Origin of the sequence: Brucella sp. MAB-22 (assembly GCF_025908475.1) — a bacterium.
In the GTDB taxonomy this organism is placed as follows: domain Bacteria; phylum Pseudomonadota; class Alphaproteobacteria; order Rhizobiales; family Rhizobiaceae; genus Brucella; species Brucella anthropi.
Window position 1 is genome coordinate 2,517,290 of the sequence record NZ_CP109782.1, and the last position, 22,027, is coordinate 2,539,316.

Here is a 22,027-nt window from a genome sequence, read left to right on the forward strand (position 1 = left end):
CGAGAGGAGAGCTTCCCATGGACAGAAAAGCAACCGCCGTCTGGCAAGGCACGCTGAAGGAAGGCAAAGGCACCCTCAACACGCAAAGCGGTGCACTGAAAGACCTGCCTTACGATTTCAAAGCTCGTTTTCAGGACGAAAGCGGTCGCTCCGGCACCAATCCGGAAGAACTTCTGGGCGCTGCTCACGCAGGCTGCTTTGCCATGCAGCTTTCCGCGCTCCTGACGGAACACGGAACACCACCGGAAAAGCTGGAAGCAACTGCGGCAGTCACTGTCGGCCCCGCAGCTGGCGGTGGCTTTGAGATCAGCCGCAGCGCGCTCACGCTCAATGCCTCTATTCCCGGCATTTCGGTCGAGGATTTCGAAGCGCTCGCCAACAAGGCCAAGCAGTCCTGCCCTCTCTCGAAAGCACTGGGCGCCATTGAGGTTACGCTGGACGCAAAGCTGGTCTGAAAAATTTCAAGACGCGGAAATGATGAGCGGGCGCAAGCCCGCTTTTCTATTCGGGCAGGTGGCAAACAGCCTCGATATTGTGCCCATCCGGGTCCGTCACGAAAGCAGCGTAATAATCAGGATGGTAATCGGCACGCAAGCCGGGTTTGCCGTTGTCGGCCCCCCCGGCAGCAATGGCCGCTTCATAAAAGCGGTCAACCTCGGAGCGGGTTCCCGCTGAAAAAGACACATGAAGCACGCCATCGAGCTTCGCGCCCTTCTGCTTGCCGATCCAGAATTCCGGCTTGCCATTGCGGCCATACCCCACCCAGTCGCCGAACTCCATGGCCCGGCTTATGCCAAGCGGGGCGAGTGCCGCATCATAGAAAGCTCGCGATTTGGGCATGCTGGAAATGTTGAAACCAATATGATCGAGCATGATTGCCCTGTCTCCGATGGATATATTCTCAAATGAGATATCGGCGCAGCTACAAAGATCAAGCCTTCTGCGATGGCAACCAGAGCTCAGATCAAGAAAAAGGGGAAGGTTTGCACCTTCCCCTCATTCAAACCGATAACGATGCCGCGATTACACGCGGCGCTCGACCATCATCTTCTTGATTTCGGCAATCGCCTTGGCAGGGTTCAAGCCCTTCGGGCAGGTCTGCGCACAATTCATGATCGTATGGCAGCGATAGAGCCGGAACGGGTCTTCGAGATTGTCGAGACGTTCGCCCTTGGCTTCGTCGCGGCTATCGATCAGCCAGCGATAAGCTTGCAGCAGCACGGCAGGACCGAGATATCGGTCGCCGTTCCACCAGTAGCTCGGACACGAGGTCGAGCAGCAGGCGCACAGAATGCACTCGTAGAGACCGTCGAGCTTCTGACGGTCCTCATGGCTCTGCAGCCATTCCTTCTGCGGCTCCGGCGAAACCGTCTTGAGCCATGGCTCGATGGAACGATGCTGGGCGTAGAAATTGGTGAGGTCCGGCACAAGATCCTTCACCACCGGCATATGCGGCAGCGGATAAACCTTGATGGCACCCTTGATGTCGTCCATGCCCTTGGTGCAGGCAAGCGTGTTTGCGCCGTCGATATTCATGGCGCAGGAACCGCAAATGCCTTCACGGCACGAACGGCGCAGCGTCAGGGTCGGGTCAATCTTGTTCTTGATATAGAGCAGACCGTCCAGAACCATCGGACCGCAATCGTCGCGATCGACATAATAGGTGTCGATGCTCGGATTGGCGTCGTCGTCCGGCGACCAGCGATAGATACGGAATTCGGTAACCCGCTTCGCACCGTCAGGGCGCGGCCAGGTCTTGCCCTCTTGCGGGCGCGAATTCTTGGGAAGTGCGAGTTCAACCATTGCTCTTTCCCTTGATTAGTAAACGCGCTTCTTCGGCGCAATCTTGGCGAGGCTGATGCCGCCTTCCTCTTCCGTCGTCAACGGATCGAGGTGGACAGGACGGTAGTCAAGCTTGACCTTGCCATCCGGCGACAGCCAGGACAGGGTGTGCTTGCGCCACACGGCATCGTTGCGATCCGGGAAATCCTCATGCGCATGGGCGCCGCGGCTTTCCTGGCGCGCTTCGGCGGAAACAACCGTCGTCAGCGCATTCGCCATCAGGTTTTCCAGCTCAAGCGTTTCGACGAGATCGGAGTTCCAGATCATCGAGCGGTCGGTGACCTTGATGTCCGGCAGTTCATGCCAGAGCTTTTCCATGCGTTCGACGCCCTGCTTGAGCGATTCCGACGTACGGAACACGGCGGCATCTTCTTGCATGGTACGCTGCATCTTCTCGCGCAGTTCTGCGGTCGGCTGGGAGCCGTTGGCAAAACGCAGACGATCGAAGCGTTCCATGATCTTGTCACAGGCGGTAACGTCGAGATCCGGAATCTTCGACTTGCGATCGATGACCTGCCCGGCGCGGATTGCAGCTGCACGGCCAAACACGACCAGATCGATCAGCGAGTTGGAGCCGAGACGGTTTGCACCATGCACCGAAGCGCAGCCTGCTTCACCCACCGCCATCAGGCCCGGCTGTACGCGGTCTGGATCAGCCTCGGTCGGGTTCAACACTTCGCCCCAGTAATTGGTCGGAATGCCACCCATATTGTAGTGAACCGTCGGGAGAACCGGGATCGGTTCCTTGGTCACATCGACGCCTGCGAAAATCTTGGCTGATTCCGAAATACCCGGCAGGCGTTCATGCAGAACAGCCGGATCGAGATGGTCGAGATGCAGGAAGATGTGATCCTTGGCCTTGCCGACGCCACGGCCAGCACGGATTTCCATGGTCATGCAGCGCGAGACGACGTCACGCGAGGCAAGATCCTTGGCAGAAGGCGCGTAACGCTCCATGAAGCGTTCGCCTTCAGAATTGACCAGATAGCCGCCTTCACCGCGCGCGCCTTCAGTAATCAGGCAGCCTGCACCATAGATGCCAGTTGGATGGAACTGCACGAATTCCATGTCCTGCAGTGGCAGTCCGGCACGTGCGACCATGCCGCCACCATCGCCGGTGCAGGTATGGGCAGAGGTTGCCGAGAAATAGGCACGGCCATAACCGCCCGTCGCCAGAACCACCATCTTGGCCGAGAAGCGATGGATCGTGCCGTCATCAAGGTTCCACGCCACGACGCCGGTGCAGACACCGTCAGTCATGATGAGATCGAGCGCGAAATATTCGATGAAGAACTGCGCGTTGTTCTTGAGCGACTGGCCATAGAGCGTATGCAGGATCGCGTGGCCGGTACGGTCGGCAGCAGCACAGGTGCGCTGGACCGGAGGGCCGTCGCCGAAATTCTGCATGTGACCGCCGAACGGGCGCTGATAGATCTTGCCTTCTTCCGTCCGCGAGAAAGGCACACCATAATGTTCCAGTTCGTAGACGGCGGCAGGCGCTTCACGCGCCAGATATTCCATCGCATCGGTGTCGCCGAGCCAGTCCGATCCCTTGACGGTATCGTACATGTGCCACTGCCAGCTGTCCGGGCCCATATTCTTGAGCGAAGCGGCGATGCCACCCTGCGCTGCGACCGTATGCGAACGGGTCGGGAAAACCTTGGTGATGCAAGCCGTCTTCAGGCCCTGCTCGGCCATGCCGAGCGTTGCGCGCAAGCCCGCGCCGCCAGCTCCGACCACCACCACGTCGAACTTGTGATCGACATAGGTATATTTGCTTGCCACGGCAGCGTCGGCCGCGTTGTTTACTGCACTAGCCATCGGGCTATCAACCTCCGAAGCTCAGCTTGAGAATCGCAAAAATGCAGGCAAAGCCGACCACCGCTGCAAAGAAGGTGTTCAACATCACCAGCACGACCTTCATGCCTTCGCCATGCACATAATCTTCGATAATGACCTGCATACCCAGACGCATGTGATAAACGCCAGTCAGAACGAACAGCGCCATCACGATTGCCGTGAAGGGATGCGACAGGGCAGCCCGGACTTCCGCATAGCTTGCGCCATTGAGCGAAATGACCAGACCGATGAAAAACATGACCAGCGGCACAAGAGCGGCGGCGCTCAAGCGCTGATACCAGAAATGACCGGTGCCTTCCTTGGCTGATCCCAGACCCCGAACCTTGCCGAGCGGGGTGCGCATATCATTGTTCATACCGTTCATGAAACCAGCTCCCCTTAGCGCACCGAATAGGCAACGACCCAGACGAGGATCGTGGCGATGACAGAGAAAACGACGGTCGCCCAGGCGATCTTCGAAGCTGTATGCTTTTCAAGACCAGCGCCCGTATCCCAGATCAGGTGACGAACGCCACCGGCCAGATGGTGCAGAAGCGCCCAGGTATAGCCGAACAGGATCAGGCGGCCGATCCAGGACGAGAACAATGCGTTGACGAAATTGAAGCACTCTTCGCTGACCGCAGCCGAAATCAGCCAGGCTGCCAGCAACAGGGTGCCGAAGTAAAGTGCGCCGCCCGTGATGCGATGGACGATGGACATCGTCATCGTAATGACCGGCTTGTAGATGGACAGGTGCGGCGACAAAGGACGCTGGCGCGTTACAGTCGGTTGTGTCATGGCTCTGTAGGCTTCCCTGACGTTTCTCTCCGGCCACACCCCGCTGACGAAGATCAGCGAAGCAGCCAGGTTGCGGGTTCTCCCGAACCTCAGTTCGACGTCGTCCAAAGCACAGGGAACCGGACTTTACGATCCCGCGCCGGTACGACCCAATAAAATATGGCTGGACCGTGGCGTACGGCCCTATGTGGCGCTTTCTACTGCGCTTTTACCATCACGTCAAAGAAGCTTTTTCACGAAAAGACTAACAATTGGTCGCACCTGGGCGACACATTCGCGTGATTGCGGCATTCAAACGATTGAAGACCGCAATCAGCAAAAACATGTGTAATTTCATCAACTTTTGGGAAATCAATCAACTGCCGAATCGAATCACATAGCTCGACCAGTCCGCAGCCGTAGCAATCTGTTCATAGAGCTTGCGCCCGTCTTCCGGCACGCGCGGCGCATTAAGCACCAGCTTGGACCAGCTGCGCTCTTCCGCCTTGTCGGCAAGCACGTCGATCAGCGCCTTGGCTATGCCCTTTCCGCGATGATCGTGATGCACATAGATATGGTCCACCTGCCCTGCACGCAGACCCGTCACGGGTTCGGGCAGATCGTAGAAGATCACGAAGCCGACCAGATTTCCGTCGACCCTGGCCCCCAAAGTTTCAGCGGCGCGATCCTGAAGCAGGTGTTCGGCATAAAAATCATCGGGTCGGCGTGGAGCGCCGCGCTTCAGGGCCTGCGCATAGCTTGCCAGCAGCGGCGCGAATTCATGGGCATCACGCAGATGGAGGAGCGCAATATCGACGGCATGATCTTTGGTCATTGGACGTTCCTTGGCGTTTCCAGCTCTTCCGCCCGCGACCTGCGAAGCAGTAGCGCACGAGAAGACCGGTTCGATTTTAGCCAGCACGGATGACAAAGGTAAAGAAAGAGTTAAGATAGTTCTCATTCTCTTTGGGATCATGCACGATGAGGCTCGATCAACGATGGCAAACTGCAAACGGCTGATACTTGGTCTGGTTGTCGTCGGCGCCCTTGCGCTGACCGGTCCCGCGCTTGCCGAAGAAGCGATGCGCTCCGTCGATGCGTCGGGAAATCTTGTCGTCCAGATGCCGGATAATGGCGCGAAGATCATCCGGGTCGGCGCGGCGCAGAAGCCAGTTTTGCCTTCGCCGCAACGCATGACGGTGATTACCGCGCCGCGGGATCGCACGGTTGCCTATATCGTCGCCAAGCCCAACAGCAATTGCGAGAGCGCAGTCGTGCTGCGCGGGCGCTCTTTCATGTATGGGATCGACCGCGGGGAAACGCCGGTCCTCGACCATGCAGGCTGCGGCTATCAATAGCATTCGTTCAACGCCCGGCCTTTGAGCGGAATTCCACCACGTTTTCGTCCACCAATATCGGCAGAGCGCTGCGGACGCAGTTGCGCCCGCCCTTCTTCGCTTCATAAAGCGCCCCGTCGGCCCGCTTGTAGAGATCGGAAAACACATCGTCGAATTCCATTTCCGCGATACCGAAGCTCACGGTGAATTCAATCCCGCCGTTCCTGCCTGGAATATGGATATCGCGACAGACAAGCCGGGTCTTGTCCGCAAATCTCCATGCGGACTGGATCGTATTGCCCGGCAGAATGATCGCGAATTCCTCGCCGCCAATACGCGCGGCAATCCCACCCTTGGCATTGGCTGCCTTGCGCAATTCGGCGGAGAACGCGGCAATGACGCGGTCTCCCAGCGCATGACCATGTGTGTCGTTGATTGCCTTGAAGTGATCGATGTCGCACAGAACAAGCGACAAGGCCTGCCGCATGCGTTTCGACTTTTCAATTGCAGCCTCGGCGCGAAACTCGAAACCGCGCCGGTTGAGCAAGGTCGAAAGCTGGTCCGTTTCCGAGCGGATCAACATATTGGCGATCAGCTCCCGCATCAGGCTCAAGAGCAGAAGCAGCCCGCCTGCGACGGAAAGAGCAGCACCGATTGACTGTGAGAACATTGCATAGGTCGTATCGATATAATCAGCCGGTTCAGCACCCGCGCCTCCCGACAGCACAGCGATGACCGGCTTGAACAGGAAGTGGACGGCACTGATACCAAACAGTATCGCCATCAAGGTATCGATACCGTTGCGTTCCACCCGCAGGATCAGCCACACTGCCAGAAGGAGTACGAGGAAATAGGGCGCCTGATAAAGCAGCATGCCGATCATCTGGCTGCGGGCAATGTCATATATGCTGTAGACTGCGGCGAGAGATGCAATGGTCAGCAGACCGAGCGCAATCCACGGCACCGGTCGGGCATACATCCGCGCCAGACCGACGACCAGACAGGACAATGTCAGGTAATAGGTCGAAAAGGCGAGCATATAACCGAGGCGGGGATTGGGAATGGAAGGCATGGCAAGCTCTGTCAGGAAATAGAGCATTGCGAAAATAAAGCCGAAGGCGAAGACAGGCGCGGCCGCATTATCCCGCGCATAAACGGCAATGCCGAGAAATGCGAAAGCAAACAGACCGGAAACGGTCATGTTGATCAGGAGGATAAAGTCGGCTCCATTCATCGATGCTCTTCCCCGTGCTGGCTGTCAAAGGCTCCCAGACGCCAGCCACCCCATTCCTCCTTACAATCAAAGCGTGAAAAAGCTGCTAATATACAGCCAAAGAAAAACCGCCGGGATGAGCCGGCGGTTTGATCTTTCCAGAAGCGCTTCAAAAACGCTTCGTCAGGAGTGAAACCTCAGTTCCACTCGCGAATGTCGACGAAATGTCCGGCAATTGCCGCAGCGGCAGCCATGGCTGGCGACACGAGATGGGTGCGGCCCTTGAAACCCTGACGGCCTTCAAAATTGCGGTTCGAGGTCGAAGCGCAACGTTCACCCGGCTTAAGGCGGTCGTCGTTCATGGCAAGGCACATGGAACAACCCGGTTCGCGCCAATCGAAACCGGCTTCGATGAAGATCTTGTCGAGGCCTTCAGCTTCCGCCTGTTCCTTCACGAGACCCGAGCCCGGCACGATCATGGCGTTGACGCCAGCCGCAACCTTCTTGCCAGCGGCCATGCGTGCCGCATCGCGCAGATCTTCGATACGACCATTGGTGCAGGAACCGATGAAGACGCGATCGATCTTGATGTCGGTCATCTTGGTGCCCGGCTTCAGGCCCATATAGTCCAGAGCACGCCACTTGGATGCACGCTTGGTCTCGTCCTTGATCTCATCCGGGTTCGGAACGATGTCCGTGACGAAGACCACGTCTTCCGGTGAGGAACCCCAGGAAACGACCGGCGAAATCTTAGCGGCATCCAGTTCGACGATCTTGTCGAAATGTGCACCCTCATCCGAATGCAGCGTCTTCCAGTACGAAATCGCCTGTTCCAGCGCTTCGCCCTTCGGCGCGCGTGGCTTGTCCTGCACATAGGCAAAGGTCGTTTCGTCCGGTGCGATCAGACCAGCGCGCGCACCGCCTTCAATCGACATGTTGCAGACCGTCATGCGGCCTTCCATCGACAACGAGCGAATAGCGCTACCGGCATATTCGATCACATAACCGGTGCCGCCCGCAGTGCCGATTTCGCCGATGATGGCAAGCGTGATGTCCTTGGCGGTGACGCCGGGAGCCAGTTCGCCCTCAACACGCACGAGCATGTTCTTGGCTTTCTTCTGGATCAGCGTCTGGGTAGCCAGAACGTGTTCTACCTCGGAGGTGCCGATACCATGCGCCAGCGAACCGAAAGCGCCATGCGTGGAGGTGTGGCTGTCGCCGCAGACAATGGTCATGCCCGGCAGGGTGAAGCCCTGCTCCGGCCCGACGATGTGCACGACACCCTGACGGCGATCACGCTCGGAATAATATTCAACGTTGAAATCCGCAGCATTCTTGGCCAGAGCTTCGACCTGAATGCGGCTTTCCTCGTTCTTGATACCGTTGATGCGGTCCGGTGAGGTCGGAACATTGTGATCGACCACGGCCAGCGTCTTTTCAGGATGACGCACCTTGCGGCCAGCCATGCGCAGGCCTTCAAAAGCCTGCGGACTCGTCACTTCGTGCACAAGATGGCGATCAATATAAAGGAGGCAGGTTCCGTCTTCCTGCTGATCCACTACATGGTCGTCCCAGATCTTGTCGTAAAGTGTACGCGGCGCGCTCATTGCGAGAGGTCCTTTGAATAGTTCTTAACTTTGGCTGTCATATGCACCCGCCATCACGGTTCGTCAAGAAACTGAAACCGCAACAGGGTGTCGCAGTAACAATCTTGCGAGATATGGGCGGAATTATGCAATATGTTACGCAGCCCGTCGCATTTGGCAAATAAAAAAGGCGACCCGAGGCCGCCTTTTTCAAACAGATTGCTGTGAAGCTTATTCAGCAGCAGCCTTGGCGGCTTCGGCCTTGGCAGCGGCAGCCTTGTCGGCTTCGCGCTCGGCCTTGGTACGGTTGTCTTTCTTTTCAGCAATACGGGCAGCCTTACCGGTAAGGCCACGCAGGTAGTAAAGCTTCGCGCGACGAACCTTGCCGCGGCGAACGAGTTCAACGCCTTCGACGATCGGCGAGTAAACCGGGAATACGCGCTCTACGCCTTCGCCGTAAGAAATCTTGCGAACGGTGAAGTTTTCGTTGAGGCCAGCGCCGGAACGGGCAATGCAAACGCCTTCATAGGCCTGCACGCGGGTACGCGTACCTTCGGTAACGCGAACCTGAACGCGAACCGTGTCGCCCGGCTGGAAATCTGGAAGCTTGCGCTTTTCTTCGATCTTTGCTGCCTGTTCGGCTTCAAGCTGACGAATGATATCGGTCATCGTCTCTCTCCTTCTTGAATTCTTCTCAAACAGTCAGAGCGCTCTGCACTTGCCGCCAAGCAATCCTTGGCCCTGCGGCTATGCCCTCAATTTCAGGCAGGAGCGGTACACCATTTATTGGTTTAGGACGTTTCGGGCTTTGCCCGAACGAGATATTACAATGTCGGTACTAGCCCGAACTCGCGCGGCAATACACCATTGCTGCCAATGAATCAATATCAGGACAAGAAAATCGCCTCAGATACGGCCCAGATGCGTGTCCTTGAAACCGGTTCCATATTTGAGACCGAAGCCAAGCGCGCGGTCAACACCGATATGCACGGCCCAGATCAGTGCCATAGCGATGCAGATCTGCCAGTTCATCGCCCAGCCCAGAACTGCGAGAAGCACAACGCCGATCCAGCTATGGGCGATATTATAGACCACAGCACCGGTGCGCGGCCCCTTCATATAGCCGAAGAAAGACAGATCGGGCGCCAGAATGAGCAGGGCGAAAAGCCACCAGCTTGCACCGCTGACCCAATAGGCTCCCAGCGCCAGCAGCGCGAGGGAAAGACTTTCGAGCCGCTGGATCAGGTTCATTTGCGTTTGCCCTCGCTATAGGCTTCCCAAAGATCGGGACGCCGTTCCTTCGTGATCCGTTCGGCCTGCTCATGCCGCCATTTATCGATTGCGCCATGATTGCCGGAGGTCAGGATTTCGGGAATGGGCCTATCTTCCCAAACCTGCGGACGGGTATAATGCGGATGTTCGAGCAGCCCGGTTTCAAAACTTTCCGTCTCACCGGATTCGCGGTTGCCCATCACGCCCGGCAAAAGCCGCACGATTGCATCAAGCAAAACGATTGCCGCGGTTTCTCCACCCGACAGGATGTAATCGCCGATCGATACTTCCTCGAGATTGCGCGCCTCGATGACGCGCTCGTCCACACCCTCGAAACGACCACAAAGAATGATCGCGCCCGGTCCGTCGGCCAGTTCGCGCACGCGCTTCTGCGTCAGCGGCTTTCCGCGCGGGCTCATCAGCAGCGTCGGACGGCGACCGTCGGCAACCGAATCCAGCGCGCGGGCGATCACATCCGGCTTCATCACCATGCCAGCGCCACCACCGGATGGCGTGTCATCGACCATGCGGTGCTTGCCTTCCGCAAAATCGCGAATCTGCACCGCATCGAGCTGCCATTTGGCCTCGCTGAGTGCCTTACCTGCAAGCGAAGTGCCAAGGGGGCCGGGAAACATTTCCGGATAAAGCGTCAGCACCGATGCATGAAAGAAGCCGGGCTCATCATCGACCCTTGAAACGTCGGTCATGACTTCTTCGGCTTTTTCTTTTCGTTCTGCGGGCGTTCATCCTCATCGTCGGCGATCAGTCCAGCGGCATAGGGCTCGACCAGCAAAGTGCCCTTATCCAGATCGATTTCCGGTACGGCTGCCTCCGTGAAAGGAATAAGCATCGGGCGCTTGCCCTTTTCGCTGAGCTCGATGAGGTCGCCGCCACCGAAATCGAACAGGGCGCTCACCACGCCATAGGTCTTGCCTTCGGCATCCACCGCCAGCAAGCCGATCAGGTCGGTCTGGAAGAACTCGTCTTCGTCCAGTTCGTCGTCCGGCAGCTGCGAACGATCAATGAAAAGTTCGGTCCCGTTCAGCGCTTCGGCGGCATTACGGTCATTGATGCCCTTGAAGCGCACGACCACGACCGTCTTTGCTGGACGAGCTTCCAGAACCTCGTAACTCTTGCCCTGTTCGTCATAGAGCAGGCCGTATTCGGCAATTGCCAGCGGATCGCCGGTGAAGGTCTTTACTCTCACTTCGCCACGCGTGCCATGGGCGGCACCAATGACGGCAAGCTGGATCGGGTTTTCTGGACGCGGCATTGCCAACCTTGTTTCTGCTGCTCGAATAGAACTATTTTTCGTTCAATAACCCTTTCGTCAGCGCAATTCACCTCAATTCGTAAGAATAGTGCTTTTCGTCCCGCGAACAACCAGCCGGTAACCTATCGCTGGCAAACTGTCCGTCCACCCAGAATGAACGACCGGCTTGATTATGACAACGAACAGCGAATTTCTGATCCCTGCCCGCGCCGACCTCGCAGCGGCGCGTGAAGAATGGTTGAAGACGCTGAAGGATGCGCGCCGCCTGTCGGAAAACACACTCGAAGCCTATGAGCGCGACACACGTCAGTTCCTCAATTTTCTGACTGGGCATCTGGGCGAACCGCCATCGCTGAAAGATGTTGGCAATCTACGGATCGCCGACCTGCGTTCGTTTCTGGCCAGCCGTCGCAATGAAGGCGTCGGTGCCCGCACGCTGGGCCGCGGGCTTGCTGGCGTGCGCTCGCTTTTACGCCATCTGGAAAAACGCGGCCTGGCCAATGCGGCAGGCGCAAGCGCCATGCGCGCGCCACGCCAGCCGAAATCATTGCCGAAACCATTGACCGCCGAAGACGCCCGGCGCGTGGTTGCAGCCGATGGGCAAATGGCGGAGGAGCCATGGATTGCCGCGCGCAACGCAGCCGTCCTGACCTTGCTCTACGGTTGCGGCCTGCGCATTTCGGAAGCGCTCGGCCTGATGGGTGATGCGCTGTCCGACAGCACTGCCCGTTCGATCACCATTACGGGCAAGGGCAACAAAGCGCGTCTCGTCCCGCTTCTGCCCATCGTGCATCGCGCCGTTGCACAGTATCGAACGCTTTGTCCGTTCGACCTTTTCGCCGACAAACCGCTTTTTCGAGGCGCCAAGGGTGGTGTGCTGCATGCTGCGATCATCCAGCGCGAAATGCAGAAACTGCGTGCTGGTCTCGGCCTGCCCGACAGCGCGACGCCGCATGCGCTGCGCCATTCCTTCGCCACCCACCTTCTGGGGCGAGGCGGTGATCTCAGGACCATCCAGGAGCTGCTTGGCCACGCAAGCCTCTCGACCACACAGGTCTATACCGGCGTGGATACCGAGCGACTGCTGGAAGTCTATGACAAGGCGCATCCGCGCGCTTGAGAAGTCGCTGGCATCGGCAAAAACCGCCCCTATATTACTCTCATGAAAAAGCTGCTTCTCGTTCTTCTCTATGCCTGTCTGGCAGGCACTGTCTCGGCCCGCGCCGACGATGCACCTGCTGCTTGCGCCGTGCACGGCATCAATCTCATTGACGGGTTGGAGGCAAAAGACCCGGCAAGTTGGCAGGAAATACAGCGCGAAGCCGATGCTGTACCCAATCGCAAAGGGCTTCTTTGGAAAATCGATAAAGACGGCGTCGAACCGTCCTATCTTTTCGGCACGATCCATCTTTCCGATCCGCGTGTTTTGACATTGCCGAAAGCCGCCGACGAGGCCTATCGGTCAGCAAGCACTGTCGTCATCGAAACGACGGATATTCTGGACCCGAAGGCTTTCCTGCGCCTCAAGCTCGAACAGCCCGACCTGCTGCTCTTCACTGATGGCAGCACCTTGAAGTCGCATATTCCGCCCGAGCGGCGGGAGGAGATCGAACAGAAGCTTGCAGAACGCGGTATCGTTCTCGACGCGGTTGCAAAAATGAAGCCGTGGGTGCTGACCAGCCTGCTCGCACTTCCAAAATGCGAGAGGGAGCGCAAAAACGATGGCGAGAGATCGCTTGATGAACGGCTGGCTCTCGACGCACAGGCCGAGGGCCGCAATGTTTTGGGCCTGGAAAGTGCAGCAGAACAACTGGTCGCGATGAACCGGATGCCGCTCGACTTCCATCTCCGCAATCTGGTGGCTACCGTCGACTATGGCGACAAGGTCGAGGATGCCATGGAGACCACGACCGCGCTCTACCTCAAGGGCGAGATTGGCATGATCATGCCGTCGCTCCGAAAGATCGTTCCCGACAGCCTTTCCGAAGCAGACTATGAAATATTTCTAAAATATCTCATTTCCGACCGTAATCAGGTCATGGCGGATCGTGCCGTTCCGATCATCGACAAGGGAAATGCCTTTATTGCCGTCGGCGCCCTGCATCTGCCGGGCAAGGACGGAATAATTGAACTGTTACGCGCAAAAGGCTATCGGGTGAGCCCACTATAAAACCTCTAAGCTAGAATATTGCTAGTCGGCTTTCAGATCGGTGATGCTGTTTTCAATGGCCGTTATATTGAGCTCGAGTTCGGCAATCTGTCTCAGTATCGATTTTCCCGGAAGCGCCTCTTCCCGTGCCGCTTCGTCGAGAAGCTTGAACTGTTCATCGCGCAGAAGCGAAGAGAGCTTTTCGAAGCGCTCAATGGTTTTCAGGTTCTCTTTCGACGGCATTATGTCATTCCTCAAATTTCGGCGTGGTTTACGATCGCTCTCAACGACCCGACCTCATCAATGACTTACAGTGATAAAGCCAAGATGGCCAGTTGATCGACCATAGCCCCTATTACCGGATCGCTTCCGTGATTGAATATACATATCAATGTGCAGTTTCGCTTGGGTTAATAGAATCCTCGCCGAATTGCATTGTATAGCTAGTAATTCATAGCTCTTCTTATATTAGATTTCTTGGAACTAAGCGCTCTTTCTCGCATTGATATACACCGGGTTTGTTATCGCAACGCATGTCAACACACATTTGAGGCGGTCGGAGCACAGATTGGCTCATGTATGACCGCAAATGCCCGGCCAACCGTCATTTCCCAAACGTCGCTTCGATGACGAAAGGGACGATTGGAGGAGCCCGTTATGGTTGATCCCCTTGATCCACGAAATAGCGACCCGCGCACAACTTCCGATCCGCGCCTGTCAGACCCTTCCGGAATGCCGCCACCTCCGCCCCCGCGCGGCGGAAGTGGCTATCTGCTTGGTACGGTGCTTCTGGCAGCGATCATTATCCTCGCTTACTTCTTCTACCGGAATGGCAGTGGAACGGATACTGCGGCTCCACCTCCCCCGCCGCCGACGACACAGAGTGAGCCTGCCACACCGGCTCCAGCTCCGGCTAACCCGCCAGCGCAGAATTAAGCATCAAAAAGGCCCGCATCAGCGGGCCTTTTTATAATCATATGGTTGCAGCCAATTACATATGGATCGGCTTGGCGAAGGTCGCCAATGCGGATTCGCGCACGGCTTCCGACATGGTCGGGTGGGCATGGCAGGTGCGCGCCAGATCTTCCGACGAGCCGCCAAACTCCATCAGAACAGCCAGTTCGTGGATCATTTCACCGGCATTATAGCCGAGGATATGAGCGCCCAGAACGCGGTCCGTTGCCTTGTCGGCGAGGATTTTCACGAAGCCGTCTGTGTGCTGCATGGCGCGTGCACGACCATTGGCCGTGAACGGGAACTTGCCAACCTTGTAGTCGATACCGGCGGCCTTCAGTTCTTCTTCGGTCTTGCCGACCGAAGCGACTTCCGGCTGCGTGTAGACGACGCTCGGAATGACATCGAAATTCACGTGACCAGCCTGTCCGGCGATGATTTCGGCAACGGCAATGCCTTCGTCCTCAGCCTTGTGCGCCAGCATCGGTCCCTGAACGACGTCGCCGATAGCATAGATGCCTTCGACATTGGTGCGCCAATGGTCATCGATTGCAACGCGGCCACGATCATCGACATTCACGCCCGCTTCCTGAAGGCCGAGACCGTCCGTATAAGGACGACGACCGGTCGCAATCAGGACCGTGTCGGCTTCTAGCGTTTCAGCCGAGCCACCTTTCACCGGTTCGAACGTCACCTTCGCGCCCTTACCGGCTTTCTCGACGCCCGTAACCTTGGCGCCAAGCTTGAAGGCAATACCCTGCTTTTCGAGCAGGCGCTGGAACTGCTTCGACACTTCGCCATCCATGGGCCCGAGCACCTTGTCGAGATATTCGACGACCGTGACCTTGGCACCCAGACGCGCCCAGACGGAACCAAGTTCCAGACCGATCACACCGCCGCCGACAACGATCAGGCTGCCCGGAACCTTGTCGAAGGAAAGCGCGCCAGTCGAGGAAACGATGACCTTCTCGTCAATATCGACCTTGACGCCCGGAATGCCCGCAACATCGGAACCGGTGGCAATGATGATGTTCTTTGCTTCGATTTCCTCGACCTTGCCGTCTTCGGCGGTCACGGAAACCTTGCCCTTGCCAACGATCTTGCCAGTGCCGATGAAGGCCGTGATCTTGTTCTTCTTGAACAGGAATTCAACGCCCGTGACATTGGCCTTTACGGTCGTGTCCTTGTGCGCCAGCATCTTTCCCAGATTGAGCTTCGGCGTCACTTCCACGCCGAGCGTGTCGAAGGAGTGACCGGCCTCAGCAAAAACTTCCGACGCATGCAGAAGCGCCTTGGAGGGAATGCAGCCGATATTCAGGCAGGTGCCACCGAAGGTCTTGCGCTTCTCCACAACAGCAACGGAAAGACCAAGCTGTGCAGCCTTGATCGCGGCGACATAACCGCCGGGGCCTGTACCGATGACAACCACATCGTATGACATTGAACTATCCTTCTTCAGTCTGTCCTGAACGTTTTTCGAACGCCCCGTCCATCCGGGTCCGTTCCTTCATTCGAAATTATTCACATACAATCGGTGCCTTCGGGCTACCGATCATTCCTCGTCTGGTGAGCATCCCTGAAAACGGAATGCTTCCCACTGAAGCGGCTTTTCGGGTTTCGCCGCTCCAAAATCATAACCATCAAGCGCCGTCACCAGATCAGGCAGCAGGATTGCCTGCGCCGCCGGTTCTTCCGCCTTGGGCAGGACATCGGCTTCCGCGCCTTCCTTCAACGCATAGATGACGCTCTGCCAGATACTGCAATCGTCGAGATCTTCCGGATTGGAACCATCGCCCTTGCAGTTGAAGGTCAGCAACGCATAGGGACGCGCCACACCTTCTTCCGGCCAGATCACCATGCCGCTCAGCTTGAACTCGGGCTTGTCATTGGCCGTGATGGTGAATTCATTCGTCGGTGCCGGTGACATTTTCAGGTCGTTCGGCTGCTCCGGACGGAAGGTCAGCGTATAGGCATCGTCGCGATCGCGATAAATCGCCCGATTCTGGGTGCAGGCCGCCTGAACCGCTGTTGAGAACACGGTGAGCGCAAGCACCGAAACGGCGGCGGTCCTGAAAAGCTTGTTTGCAGCGTGCATCTGTCGGTTCTCCCTGAATGTTCCGGTTGAGTGTTTCCGGCAGCGAATCTTCGGTATCCGAAGATAATGCTTACATAGCCTTTTCGGTGGCAAGTTTAAGTCCCAGCGCAATGAAGACAACGCCGCTGGTCCGATCGATCCATTTCGAGGCGCGCGAGAAGGCCGCTCGCATCTTCGGCGTCGTCATGAAAAGGCTGACGCCGACGAACCAGGAGATCAGGGCGGTTGCCATCACAACACCGTAACCAAGCTTCACTTCGGTCGGTGTATGGGCATGAACGACCGTCGAGAAAATCGACAGAAAAAAGAACACGGCTTTCGGATTGAGCGCATTGGCGGCAAAGCCGAGGCCGAACGCCTTGGCGAAGCTCTGCTGCCTGCGCGGTTCCTTCGGTGCCATTTCTACATCGATCTTTGTCGTTCCAGCGCGCAACGCCTTGACGCCTATATAGACCAGATAGGCCACACCGCACCATTTGACGATATTGAACAGATAGATCGACTTGAAAATGATTAGCCCGAGGCCCAAAACCGTGTAAGTTACATGCATCATCAAGGCGGCGCCGATGCCGAAGCTCGTGATGATCGCCTCGCGGCGGCCATGCAGCAGCGATTGCCGGATGACCATGGCAAGATCGGCGCCAGGGGAAACGATGGCAAAGACGAAAATCGCCATCAGGGATGCAAGTTCGAACAGATAGGGATGCATCGCATTTCCTTCATTGCGCGTGTTTCACGCGCAGGCTGTCATCACAGAACCAAAGCCAGAAGCATGATACCGAGCCCCACCAGACTAATCAGCCAGACGAAGGAACGGAAATAGGGAATGCCCGCCAGATAAAGCGGGATATAGACGATGCGACCGAAAAACCAGAGCCACGCGCCGACAATCCCCCATCCGGACGGATCGCCTTTCAGCACGAGCGCCAGCGCCAGACCGATGAAAGCCGGATAGGTCTCGCGGAAATTGGCAGAGGCCCGCTCCGCGCGCCCGGCAAATTTGCCGGAGGGTTTCAACCCCTCGTCGCGCGGACCGGCATTCCATCGAGAGCCGAGTTCCTTCGTCGCCGCAAAGCCCTGCAGGAGGATATGAACCACCAGCAGGACAACGCTCAAGCCGACCAACGGCAGAAACGGAGATGCGGAGAAGACGCCCGGCTCCATCGTTCGTCCTTAGAGATCGAGAACCAGACGTTCCGGATCTTCCAGGCTTTCCTTGACGCGCACGAGGAAGGTCACGGCTTCCTTGCCGTCCACGATACGGTGATCGTAGGACAGGGCAAGATACATCATCGGACGGATCACGATCTGACCGCCGACGACAACCGGACGCTCCTGGATCTTGTGCATGCCAAGGATACCCGACTGCGGAGCGTTCAGAATCGGCGAGGACATCAGCGAACCGTACACGCCACCATTGGTGATGGTGAACGTGCCGCCCTGCATGTCGGCAACCGAAAGCGTGCCGTCGCGTGCTGCCTTGGCAAGACGTCCCAGTTCCTTTTCAACGCCTGCAATCGAAAGCTGGTCGGCGTCACGGATGACCGGAACCACAAGGCCCTTGTCCGTGCCGACGGCCATGCCGACATGGGCGAAGTTCTTGTAAATGATGTCCGTGCCGTCGATCTCGGCGTTAACAGCCGGGATTTCCTTCAGCGCATGGGTCACGGCCTTGGTGAAGAAGCCCATGAAGCCGAGCTTCACGCCATGCTTCTTCTCGAAGACGTCCTTGTACTTGGTGCGCAGTTCCATGACCGCAGACATGTCGACTTCGTTATAGGTCGTCAGCATGGCGGCGGTGTTCTGCGCATCCTTCAGACGCTTGGCGATGGTCTGGCGCAGACGGGTCATCTTCACGCGTTCTTCGCGCGATGCGTCGTCAGCCGACGATGCCGGACGGGCAGCGGCCGGTGCGGCCGGAGCCGGAGCAGCGGAAACACCCTTGGCGATAGCGTCGAGCACGTCGCCCTTCAGCACCTGACCGCGCTTGCCGGAACCGTCCACCTGATCGGCGGAGAGGTTATTTTCAGCAAGCAGCTTGGAAGCCGCCGGAGCAGGCTGCATAACCGGGCCCGACGAAGCCGAAGCAACAGGTGCTGCTGCCGGTGCGGCAGCAGGCTTGGCTTCTTCCTTCTTCGCAGCAGGAGCCGCAGCGGCGGCAGCGCCATCGGTGGAAATCTGGCCGAGAAGCGCATTGACCTCGACAGTGTCGCCTTCCTTGGCCGTGATTTCAGCCAATACGCCAGCAGCAGCAGCCGGAACTTCCACTGTCACCTTGTCGGTTTCCAGTTCCACCAGCGGTTCATCGATGGCGATGGCGTCGCCGACCTTCTTGAACCATTTTCCGATGGTTGCCTCAGTAACGGACTCCCCAAGCGTGGGAACGCGAATTTCGGTGGCCATGGTTTCTTCTTCCGTTGATCTTCAAACTTTAGATTTTGTGTTCAATTCAGGTTGGAGCAGTTCCGAAAAACTGCTCCAGAACTCTAACCCGGATCAGTTACCGAGCGCATCCTCAAGGAAAGCGGCGAGCTGCGCAAGATGCTTCGACATCAGACCCGTTGCAGGCGATGCTGCCGCCGGACGGCCTGCATAGCGCACGCGCTGATGCTTGGCGTCGATATGAGCCAGCACCCATTCCAGATACGGGTCGATGAACGACCATGCGCCCATGTTCTTCGGCTCTTCCTGACACCAGACCATTTCCGCATGGCGGAAGCGTGACAGCTCATTGATGAGTGCCTTGGCCGGGAACGGATAAAGCTGTTCGACACGCAGCAGGTAGACGTCATCGATGCCGCGCTTTTCACGCTCTTCGTAAAGGTCGTAATAGACCTTGCCCGAGCAGAGAACGACGCGACGGATCTTTGCATCCTTCTGAAGCTTGATGCCTTCGTCCTTGTTGTACTGCGCATCGTCCCACAGCAGACGGTGGAACGACGATTCGCCCGACAGTTCGTTGAGGGTCGAAACGGCACGCTTGTGACGCAGCAGCGACTTCGGCGTCATCATGATGAGCGGCTTGCGGAAGTCGCGCTTCATCTGGCGGCGCAGAATATGGAAGTAGTTAGCCGGCGTCGTAACGTTGGCCACCTGCATGTTGTCTTCCGCACACATCTGCAACCAGCGTTCCAGACGAGCCGAGGAGTGTTCCGGACCCTGACCTTCATAGCCGTGCGGCAGAAGGCAGACAAGACCGGACATGCGCAGCCACTTGCGTTCGCCCGACGAGATGAACTGGTCGAACACGACCTGTGCACCATTGGCGAAATCGCCGAACTGGGCTTCCCACAGAACCAGAGCGCGCGGGTCGGACAGCGAATAGCCGTATTCGTAGCCCAGCACTGCTTCTTCCGAGAGCATCGAGTTGATGGCCTCGTAGATCGCCTGACCCTTCTGGATATTGTTGAGCGGGATGTAGCGGTTCTGGGTTTCCTGATCGTAGAGAACCGTGTGACGCTGCGAGAAGGTGCCGCGTTCGACGTCCTGACCGGACAGGCGGATCGGGCTGCCTTCAGCAACCAGCGAACCGAATGCCAGCGATTCAGCCGTCGCCCAATCGATCCCTTCGCCCGTTTCCATCATCTTGGCACGGTTGTCGAGGAAGCGCTGGATCGTGCGATGGACGTGGAAGTCCTTCGGTACTTCAACCAGCTTCTTGCCGATTTCCTTGAGCGTCTTCATCGGTACGGCGGTCTTGCCGCGACGCTGTTCGTCGGCATTGTCGGCGGTGCGCAGGCCAGCCCACGCGCCGTCCAGCCAGTCGGCCTTGTTCGGCTTGTAGCTCTGTCCGGCGTCGAATTCGGTTTCCAGATTTTCGCGCCACTGCGCTTTCATCTGGTCGATTTCTTCCTGCTTGATCAGGCCTTCAGCAATCAGCTTGTCGCTGTAGAGCTGAACCGTGGTCTTGTGTGCACGGATCGCCTTGTACATCAACGGCTGGGTGAAGGACGGTTCGTCACCTTCGTTGTGACCGAAGCGGCGATAGCAGAACATGTCGATGACCACCGGCTTGTGGAAGGTCATCCGGAATTCGGTCGCAACCTTGGCAGCGAACACCACGGCTTCCGGATCGTCGCCATTGACGTGGAAGATCGGCGCCTCGATCATCTTCGCAACATCCGACGGATAAGGCGACGAACGCGAGAAGGCCGGATTGGTGGTGAAACCGATCTGGTTGTTGATGATGAAATGCAGCGTACCGGCGACGCGGTGCCCCTTCAGGCCCGAAAGGCCGAGGCACTCGGCCACAACACCCTGACCGGCAAAGGCAGCATCGCCATGCAGGAGCAGCGGCAAAACCTTGGCGCGCGTTGCAAGCGGAACCATGTCGTCACGGGTGCGACCAGCCAACAGGTCCTGCTTGGCACGGGCCTTGCCCATCACGACCGGGTTGACGATTTCGAGGTGCGACGGGTTGGCGGTCAGCGACAGGTGGACCTTGTTGCCGTCGAATTCACGGTCCGACGAAGCGCCCAGATGGTACTTCACGTCGCCCGAGCCTTCCACGTCGTCTGGCGCATAGGAGCCGCCCTTGAACTCGTGGAAGATGGCGCGGTGCGGTTTGCCCATGACCTGGCTAAGCACGTTCAAACGGCCACGATGGGCCATGCCGAAGATGATTTCCTTGACGCCCATGGCGCCGCCGCGCTTGACGATCTGCTCAAGGGCCGGGATCAGCGATTCACCGCCATCGAGGCCGAAACGCTTGGTGCCCTTGTACTTGACGTCGATGAACTGCTCGAAACCTTCCGCTTCGATCAGCTTCGACAGGATGGCCTTCTTGCCTTCCGGCGTGAAAGCAACCTTTTTATCCGGACCTTCGATACGTTCCTGAATCCAGGCTTTTTCAGCCGGATCGGAGATATGCATGAATTCGACGCCGATCGTGCCGCAGTAGGTACGCTTCAGAATGTCGAGCATTTCCGGCACGGTCGCATATTCGAGGCCGAGCACGTTGTCGATGAAGATCTTGCGGTTGTAGTCGGCAGGCGTGAAACCGTAGTTTTCCGGCTCCAGCTCATTATAGTCGTTCGGCTTTTCGGAGAGACCGAGCGGATCGAGATTGGCGTGCAGATGGCCACGCATGCGGTAGGCGCGGATCATCATGATGGCGCGAACGCTGTCGCGTGCAGCCTGCGTGATCTCTTCGCTGGTAAGGGCTGCGCCGGTCGTACCCTTCGCTTCGCCCTTTGCTGCCTTGCCTTTCAGCTTGTCGGTGACATGCTTTTCGACTTCAGCCCAGTTGCCGTCGAGCGCGGAAATCAGTTCGCCATTGGCTGCAATCGGCCAGTTCTTTCTGGTCCAGGACGCGCCTTCAGCGTTTTTCTTCACATCGTCGGCATTGTCGCCCAGCTTCGCGAAGAAATCGCGCCACTGCGGATCGACCGAATTCGGATCGTCCTCATATTTGGCGTACAGCTCCTCGATATAGTCGGCATTGCCGCCATAGAGGAATGAGGTAAGGGCGAAAACGTCGTTGGCTTGTTCTTGCCTTGCCATAGCCTATCCGGAGCAGCGCTCCGTCTCCTTGTCAGTGGCTCATCTTGCGCGGGCCGGAAGTTCGAAACTTCATCCCTCACGCCGCCGGGGAGGAACCGCTACAGACCCCGGCATGACTAAACTCTACGCGTCGGAACGGATATCCGTCCCTCTAATCCGGATCACATGACCCGTTGTTATGCTAAACC

General features: G+C 57.5%; 24 protein-coding genes. 5 read left to right on the forward strand and 19 right to left on the reverse strand.

The features are described 5' to 3' along the window. The first annotated feature begins 17 nt into the window (after positions 1–17). Positions 18–455, forward strand: coding sequence for an OsmC family protein (locus OHI65_RS21680; RefSeq protein ID WP_010657570.1), 438 nt, complete (start codon positions 18–20; stop codon positions 453–455). 46 nt (positions 456–501) lie between these two features. On the opposite strand, the gene OHI65_RS21685 is transcribed toward OHI65_RS21680, so the two are convergent. From OHI65_RS21685 to OHI65_RS21710, 6 genes are all read right to left on the reverse strand, one after another. Further along, complete coding sequence (locus OHI65_RS21685; RefSeq protein WP_264358805.1) at positions 502–873, reverse strand: VOC family protein; 372 nt, start codon at positions 871–873, stop codon at positions 502–504. A gap of 150 nt (positions 874–1,023) precedes the next feature. Beyond that, positions 1,024–1,803: a succinate dehydrogenase iron-sulfur subunit gene (locus OHI65_RS21690; RefSeq protein WP_010657572.1), complete on the reverse strand. Its 780-nt coding sequence runs from the start codon at positions 1,801–1,803 to the stop codon at positions 1,024–1,026. A 15-nt stretch (positions 1,804–1,818) separates the two neighbouring features. Next, positions 1,819–3,663 carry a succinate dehydrogenase flavoprotein subunit gene (gene sdhA / locus OHI65_RS21695; protein ID WP_012091143.1) on the reverse strand — a complete coding sequence of 615 codons (1,845 nt, stop codon included), beginning with the start codon at positions 3,661–3,663 and terminating at the stop codon, positions 1,819–1,821. Positions 3,664–3,670: 7 nt separating this feature from the next. Further along, positions 3,671–4,066 (reverse strand): succinate dehydrogenase, hydrophobic membrane anchor protein, encoded by a 396-nt coding sequence (sdhD, locus tag OHI65_RS21700; protein ID WP_125301626.1) that lies wholly within the window; start codon positions 4,064–4,066, stop codon positions 3,671–3,673. A gap of 14 nt (positions 4,067–4,080) precedes the next feature. After that, positions 4,081–4,479, reverse strand: coding sequence for a succinate dehydrogenase, cytochrome b556 subunit (gene sdhC, locus OHI65_RS21705; protein WP_010657575.1), 399 nt, complete (start codon positions 4,477–4,479; stop codon positions 4,081–4,083). Between the two features lie 355 nt (positions 4,480–4,834). Further along, on the reverse strand, positions 4,835–5,293 hold the full coding sequence (locus OHI65_RS21710; protein ID WP_010657576.1) for a GNAT family N-acetyltransferase: 459 nt from the start codon (positions 5,291–5,293) through the stop codon (positions 4,835–4,837). 163 nt (positions 5,294–5,456) lie between these two features. Between OHI65_RS21710 and OHI65_RS21715 the strand changes: the two genes are divergently transcribed. Further along, the gene (locus OHI65_RS21715) at positions 5,457–5,816 is read left to right on the forward strand and encodes a hypothetical protein (protein WP_125301624.1); all 360 of its coding nucleotides are present in this window, start codon (positions 5,457–5,459) and stop codon (positions 5,814–5,816) included. Between the two features lie 7 nt (positions 5,817–5,823). Here the strand turns inward: OHI65_RS21715 and OHI65_RS21720 are convergent, their stop codons facing one another. From OHI65_RS21720 to rimM, 6 genes are all read right to left on the reverse strand, one after another. Next, positions 5,824–7,029 carry a sensor domain-containing diguanylate cyclase gene (locus OHI65_RS21720; protein WP_012091141.1) on the reverse strand — a complete coding sequence of 402 codons (1,206 nt, stop codon included), beginning with the start codon at positions 7,027–7,029 and terminating at the stop codon, positions 5,824–5,826. Between the two features lie 176 nt (positions 7,030–7,205). Beyond that, positions 7,206–8,615: a 3-isopropylmalate dehydratase large subunit gene (leuC, locus tag OHI65_RS21725; protein WP_010657579.1), complete on the reverse strand. Its 1,410-nt coding sequence runs from the start codon at positions 8,613–8,615 to the stop codon at positions 7,206–7,208. Between the two features lie 210 nt (positions 8,616–8,825). Beyond that, positions 8,826–9,263, reverse strand: a complete 438-nt coding sequence (gene rplS / locus OHI65_RS21730; protein ID WP_006467977.1) for a 50S ribosomal protein L19 — start codon at positions 9,261–9,263, stop codon at positions 8,826–8,828. A 237-nt stretch (positions 9,264–9,500) separates the two neighbouring features. Continuing rightward, a complete protein-coding gene (locus tag OHI65_RS21735) occupies positions 9,501–9,845 on the reverse strand; it encodes a DUF4260 domain-containing protein (RefSeq protein ID WP_012091140.1) in 345 nt (114 codons plus the stop codon). Continuing rightward, complete coding sequence (trmD, locus tag OHI65_RS21740; RefSeq protein WP_029929674.1) at positions 9,842–10,573, reverse strand: tRNA (guanosine(37)-N1)-methyltransferase TrmD; 732 nt, start codon at positions 10,571–10,573, stop codon at positions 9,842–9,844. The genes OHI65_RS21735 and trmD overlap by 4 nt, the downstream gene beginning before the upstream one ends. Further along, positions 10,570–11,139, reverse strand: coding sequence for a ribosome maturation factor RimM (gene rimM, locus OHI65_RS21745; RefSeq protein ID WP_010657582.1), 570 nt, complete (start codon positions 11,137–11,139; stop codon positions 10,570–10,572). Before rimM ends, trmD begins: the two co-directional genes overlap by 4 nt. A 172-nt stretch (positions 11,140–11,311) precedes the next feature. Here rimM and OHI65_RS21750 point away from each other — a divergent pair, with 172 nt between their 5' ends. Both OHI65_RS21750 and OHI65_RS21755 read left to right on the forward strand, forming a co-directional pair. Further along, a complete protein-coding gene (locus OHI65_RS21750; protein ID WP_125301622.1) occupies positions 11,312–12,259 on the forward strand; it encodes a tyrosine recombinase XerC in 948 nt (315 codons plus the stop codon). 42 nt (positions 12,260–12,301) lie between these two features. After that, positions 12,302–13,309, forward strand: coding sequence for a TraB/GumN family protein (locus OHI65_RS21755; protein WP_094514480.1), 1,008 nt, complete (start codon positions 12,302–12,304; stop codon positions 13,307–13,309). A 21-nt stretch (positions 13,310–13,330) separates the two neighbouring features. Here the strand turns inward: OHI65_RS21755 and OHI65_RS21760 are convergent, their stop codons facing one another. Beyond that, on the reverse strand, positions 13,331–13,531 hold the full coding sequence (locus OHI65_RS21760) for a hypothetical protein (protein WP_010657585.1): 201 nt from the start codon (positions 13,529–13,531) through the stop codon (positions 13,331–13,333). Between the two features lie 414 nt (positions 13,532–13,945). Between OHI65_RS21760 and OHI65_RS21765 the strand changes: the two genes are divergently transcribed. Further along, entirely contained in the window at positions 13,946–14,224 is a 279-nt protein-coding gene (locus tag OHI65_RS21765) for a hypothetical protein (protein WP_125301620.1), read from the forward strand. A 55-nt stretch (positions 14,225–14,279) separates the two neighbouring features. Here the strand turns inward: OHI65_RS21765 and lpdA are convergent, their stop codons facing one another. The 6 genes from lpdA to OHI65_RS21795 form a co-directional block, all read right to left on the reverse strand. Beyond that, positions 14,280–15,683, reverse strand: a complete 1,404-nt coding sequence (gene lpdA, locus OHI65_RS21770; protein WP_125301618.1) for a dihydrolipoyl dehydrogenase — start codon at positions 15,681–15,683, stop codon at positions 14,280–14,282. 111 nt (positions 15,684–15,794) lie between these two features. After that, positions 15,795–16,337 (reverse strand): hypothetical protein, encoded by a 543-nt coding sequence (locus tag OHI65_RS21775; protein ID WP_012091133.1) that lies wholly within the window; start codon positions 16,335–16,337, stop codon positions 15,795–15,797. Between the two features lie 70 nt (positions 16,338–16,407). Next, positions 16,408–17,046 carry a LysE family translocator gene (locus tag OHI65_RS21780; RefSeq protein ID WP_125301616.1) on the reverse strand — a complete coding sequence of 213 codons (639 nt, stop codon included), beginning with the start codon at positions 17,044–17,046 and terminating at the stop codon, positions 16,408–16,410. A 41-nt stretch (positions 17,047–17,087) separates the two neighbouring features. After that, on the reverse strand, positions 17,088–17,501 hold the full coding sequence (locus OHI65_RS21785) for an MAPEG family protein (protein ID WP_012091131.1): 414 nt from the start codon (positions 17,499–17,501) through the stop codon (positions 17,088–17,090). Between the two features lie 9 nt (positions 17,502–17,510). Then, the gene (gene odhB, locus OHI65_RS21790; protein ID WP_125301614.1) at positions 17,511–18,740 is read right to left on the reverse strand and encodes a 2-oxoglutarate dehydrogenase complex dihydrolipoyllysine-residue succinyltransferase; all 1,230 of its coding nucleotides are present in this window, start codon (positions 18,738–18,740) and stop codon (positions 17,511–17,513) included. A 93-nt stretch (positions 18,741–18,833) separates the two neighbouring features. Further along, positions 18,834–21,839: a 2-oxoglutarate dehydrogenase E1 component gene (locus tag OHI65_RS21795; RefSeq protein WP_125301613.1), complete on the reverse strand. Its 3,006-nt coding sequence runs from the start codon at positions 21,837–21,839 to the stop codon at positions 18,834–18,836. Positions 21,840–22,027 lie beyond the last annotated feature (188 nt).

Coding starts and splice junctions, on each gene's coding strand:
- OHI65_RS21685 (WP_264358805.1), bottom strand. CDS start 873: ATGCTCGATCATATTGGTTTCAACATTTCCAGCATGCCCAAATCGCGA.
- leuC (WP_010657579.1), bottom strand. CDS start 8,615: ATGAGCGCGCCGCGTACACTTTACGACAAGATCTGGGACGACCATGTA.
- lpdA (WP_125301618.1), bottom strand. CDS start 15,683: ATGTCATACGATGTGGTTGTCATCGGTACAGGCCCCGGCGGTTATGTC.
- OHI65_RS21785 (WP_012091131.1), bottom strand. CDS start 17,501: ATGGAGCCGGGCGTCTTCTCCGCATCTCCGTTTCTGCCGTTGGTCGGC.
- OHI65_RS21765 (WP_125301620.1), top strand. CDS start 13,946: ATGGTTGATCCCCTTGATCCACGAAATAGCGACCCGCGCACAACTTCC.
- rimM (WP_010657582.1), bottom strand. CDS start 11,139: ATGCCGCGTCCAGAAAACCCGATCCAGCTTGCCGTCATTGGTGCCGCC.
- OHI65_RS21720 (WP_012091141.1), bottom strand. CDS start 7,029: ATGAATGGAGCCGACTTTATCCTCCTGATCAACATGACCGTTTCCGGT.
- OHI65_RS21715 (WP_125301624.1), top strand. CDS start 5,457: ATGGCAAACTGCAAACGGCTGATACTTGGTCTGGTTGTCGTCGGCGCC.
- OHI65_RS21775 (WP_012091133.1), bottom strand. CDS start 16,337: ATGCACGCTGCAAACAAGCTTTTCAGGACCGCCGCCGTTTCGGTGCTT.
- sdhC (WP_010657575.1), bottom strand. CDS start 4,479: ATGACACAACCGACTGTAACGCGCCAGCGTCCTTTGTCGCCGCACCTG.
- trmD (WP_029929674.1), bottom strand. CDS start 10,573: ATGACCGACGTTTCAAGGGTCGATGATGAGCCCGGCTTCTTTCATGCA.
- OHI65_RS21780 (WP_125301616.1), bottom strand. CDS start 17,046: ATGCATCCCTATCTGTTCGAACTTGCATCCCTGATGGCGATTTTCGTC.
- OHI65_RS21680 (WP_010657570.1), top strand. CDS start 18: ATGGACAGAAAAGCAACCGCCGTCTGGCAAGGCACGCTGAAGGAAGGC.
- OHI65_RS21735 (WP_012091140.1), bottom strand. CDS start 9,845: ATGAACCTGATCCAGCGGCTCGAAAGTCTTTCCCTCGCGCTGCTGGCG.
- sdhD (WP_125301626.1), bottom strand. CDS start 4,066: ATGAACGGTATGAACAATGATATGCGCACCCCGCTCGGCAAGGTTCGG.
- rplS (WP_006467977.1), bottom strand. CDS start 9,263: ATGACCGATATCATTCGTCAGCTTGAAGCCGAACAGGCAGCAAAGATC.
- OHI65_RS21710 (WP_010657576.1), bottom strand. CDS start 5,293: ATGACCAAAGATCATGCCGTCGATATTGCGCTCCTCCATCTGCGTGAT.
- OHI65_RS21755 (WP_094514480.1), top strand. CDS start 12,302: ATGAAAAAGCTGCTTCTCGTTCTTCTCTATGCCTGTCTGGCAGGCACT.
- OHI65_RS21795 (WP_125301613.1), bottom strand. CDS start 21,839: ATGGCAAGGCAAGAACAAGCCAACGACGTTTTCGCCCTTACCTCATTC.
- OHI65_RS21760 (WP_010657585.1), bottom strand. CDS start 13,531: ATGCCGTCGAAAGAGAACCTGAAAACCATTGAGCGCTTCGAAAAGCTC.
- OHI65_RS21690 (WP_010657572.1), bottom strand. CDS start 1,803: ATGGTTGAACTCGCACTTCCCAAGAATTCGCGCCCGCAAGAGGGCAAG.
- OHI65_RS21750 (WP_125301622.1), top strand. CDS start 11,312: ATGACAACGAACAGCGAATTTCTGATCCCTGCCCGCGCCGACCTCGCA.
- sdhA (WP_012091143.1), bottom strand. CDS start 3,663: ATGGCTAGTGCAGTAAACAACGCGGCCGACGCTGCCGTGGCAAGCAAA.
- odhB (WP_125301614.1), bottom strand. CDS start 18,740: ATGGCCACCGAAATTCGCGTTCCCACGCTTGGGGAGTCCGTTACTGAG.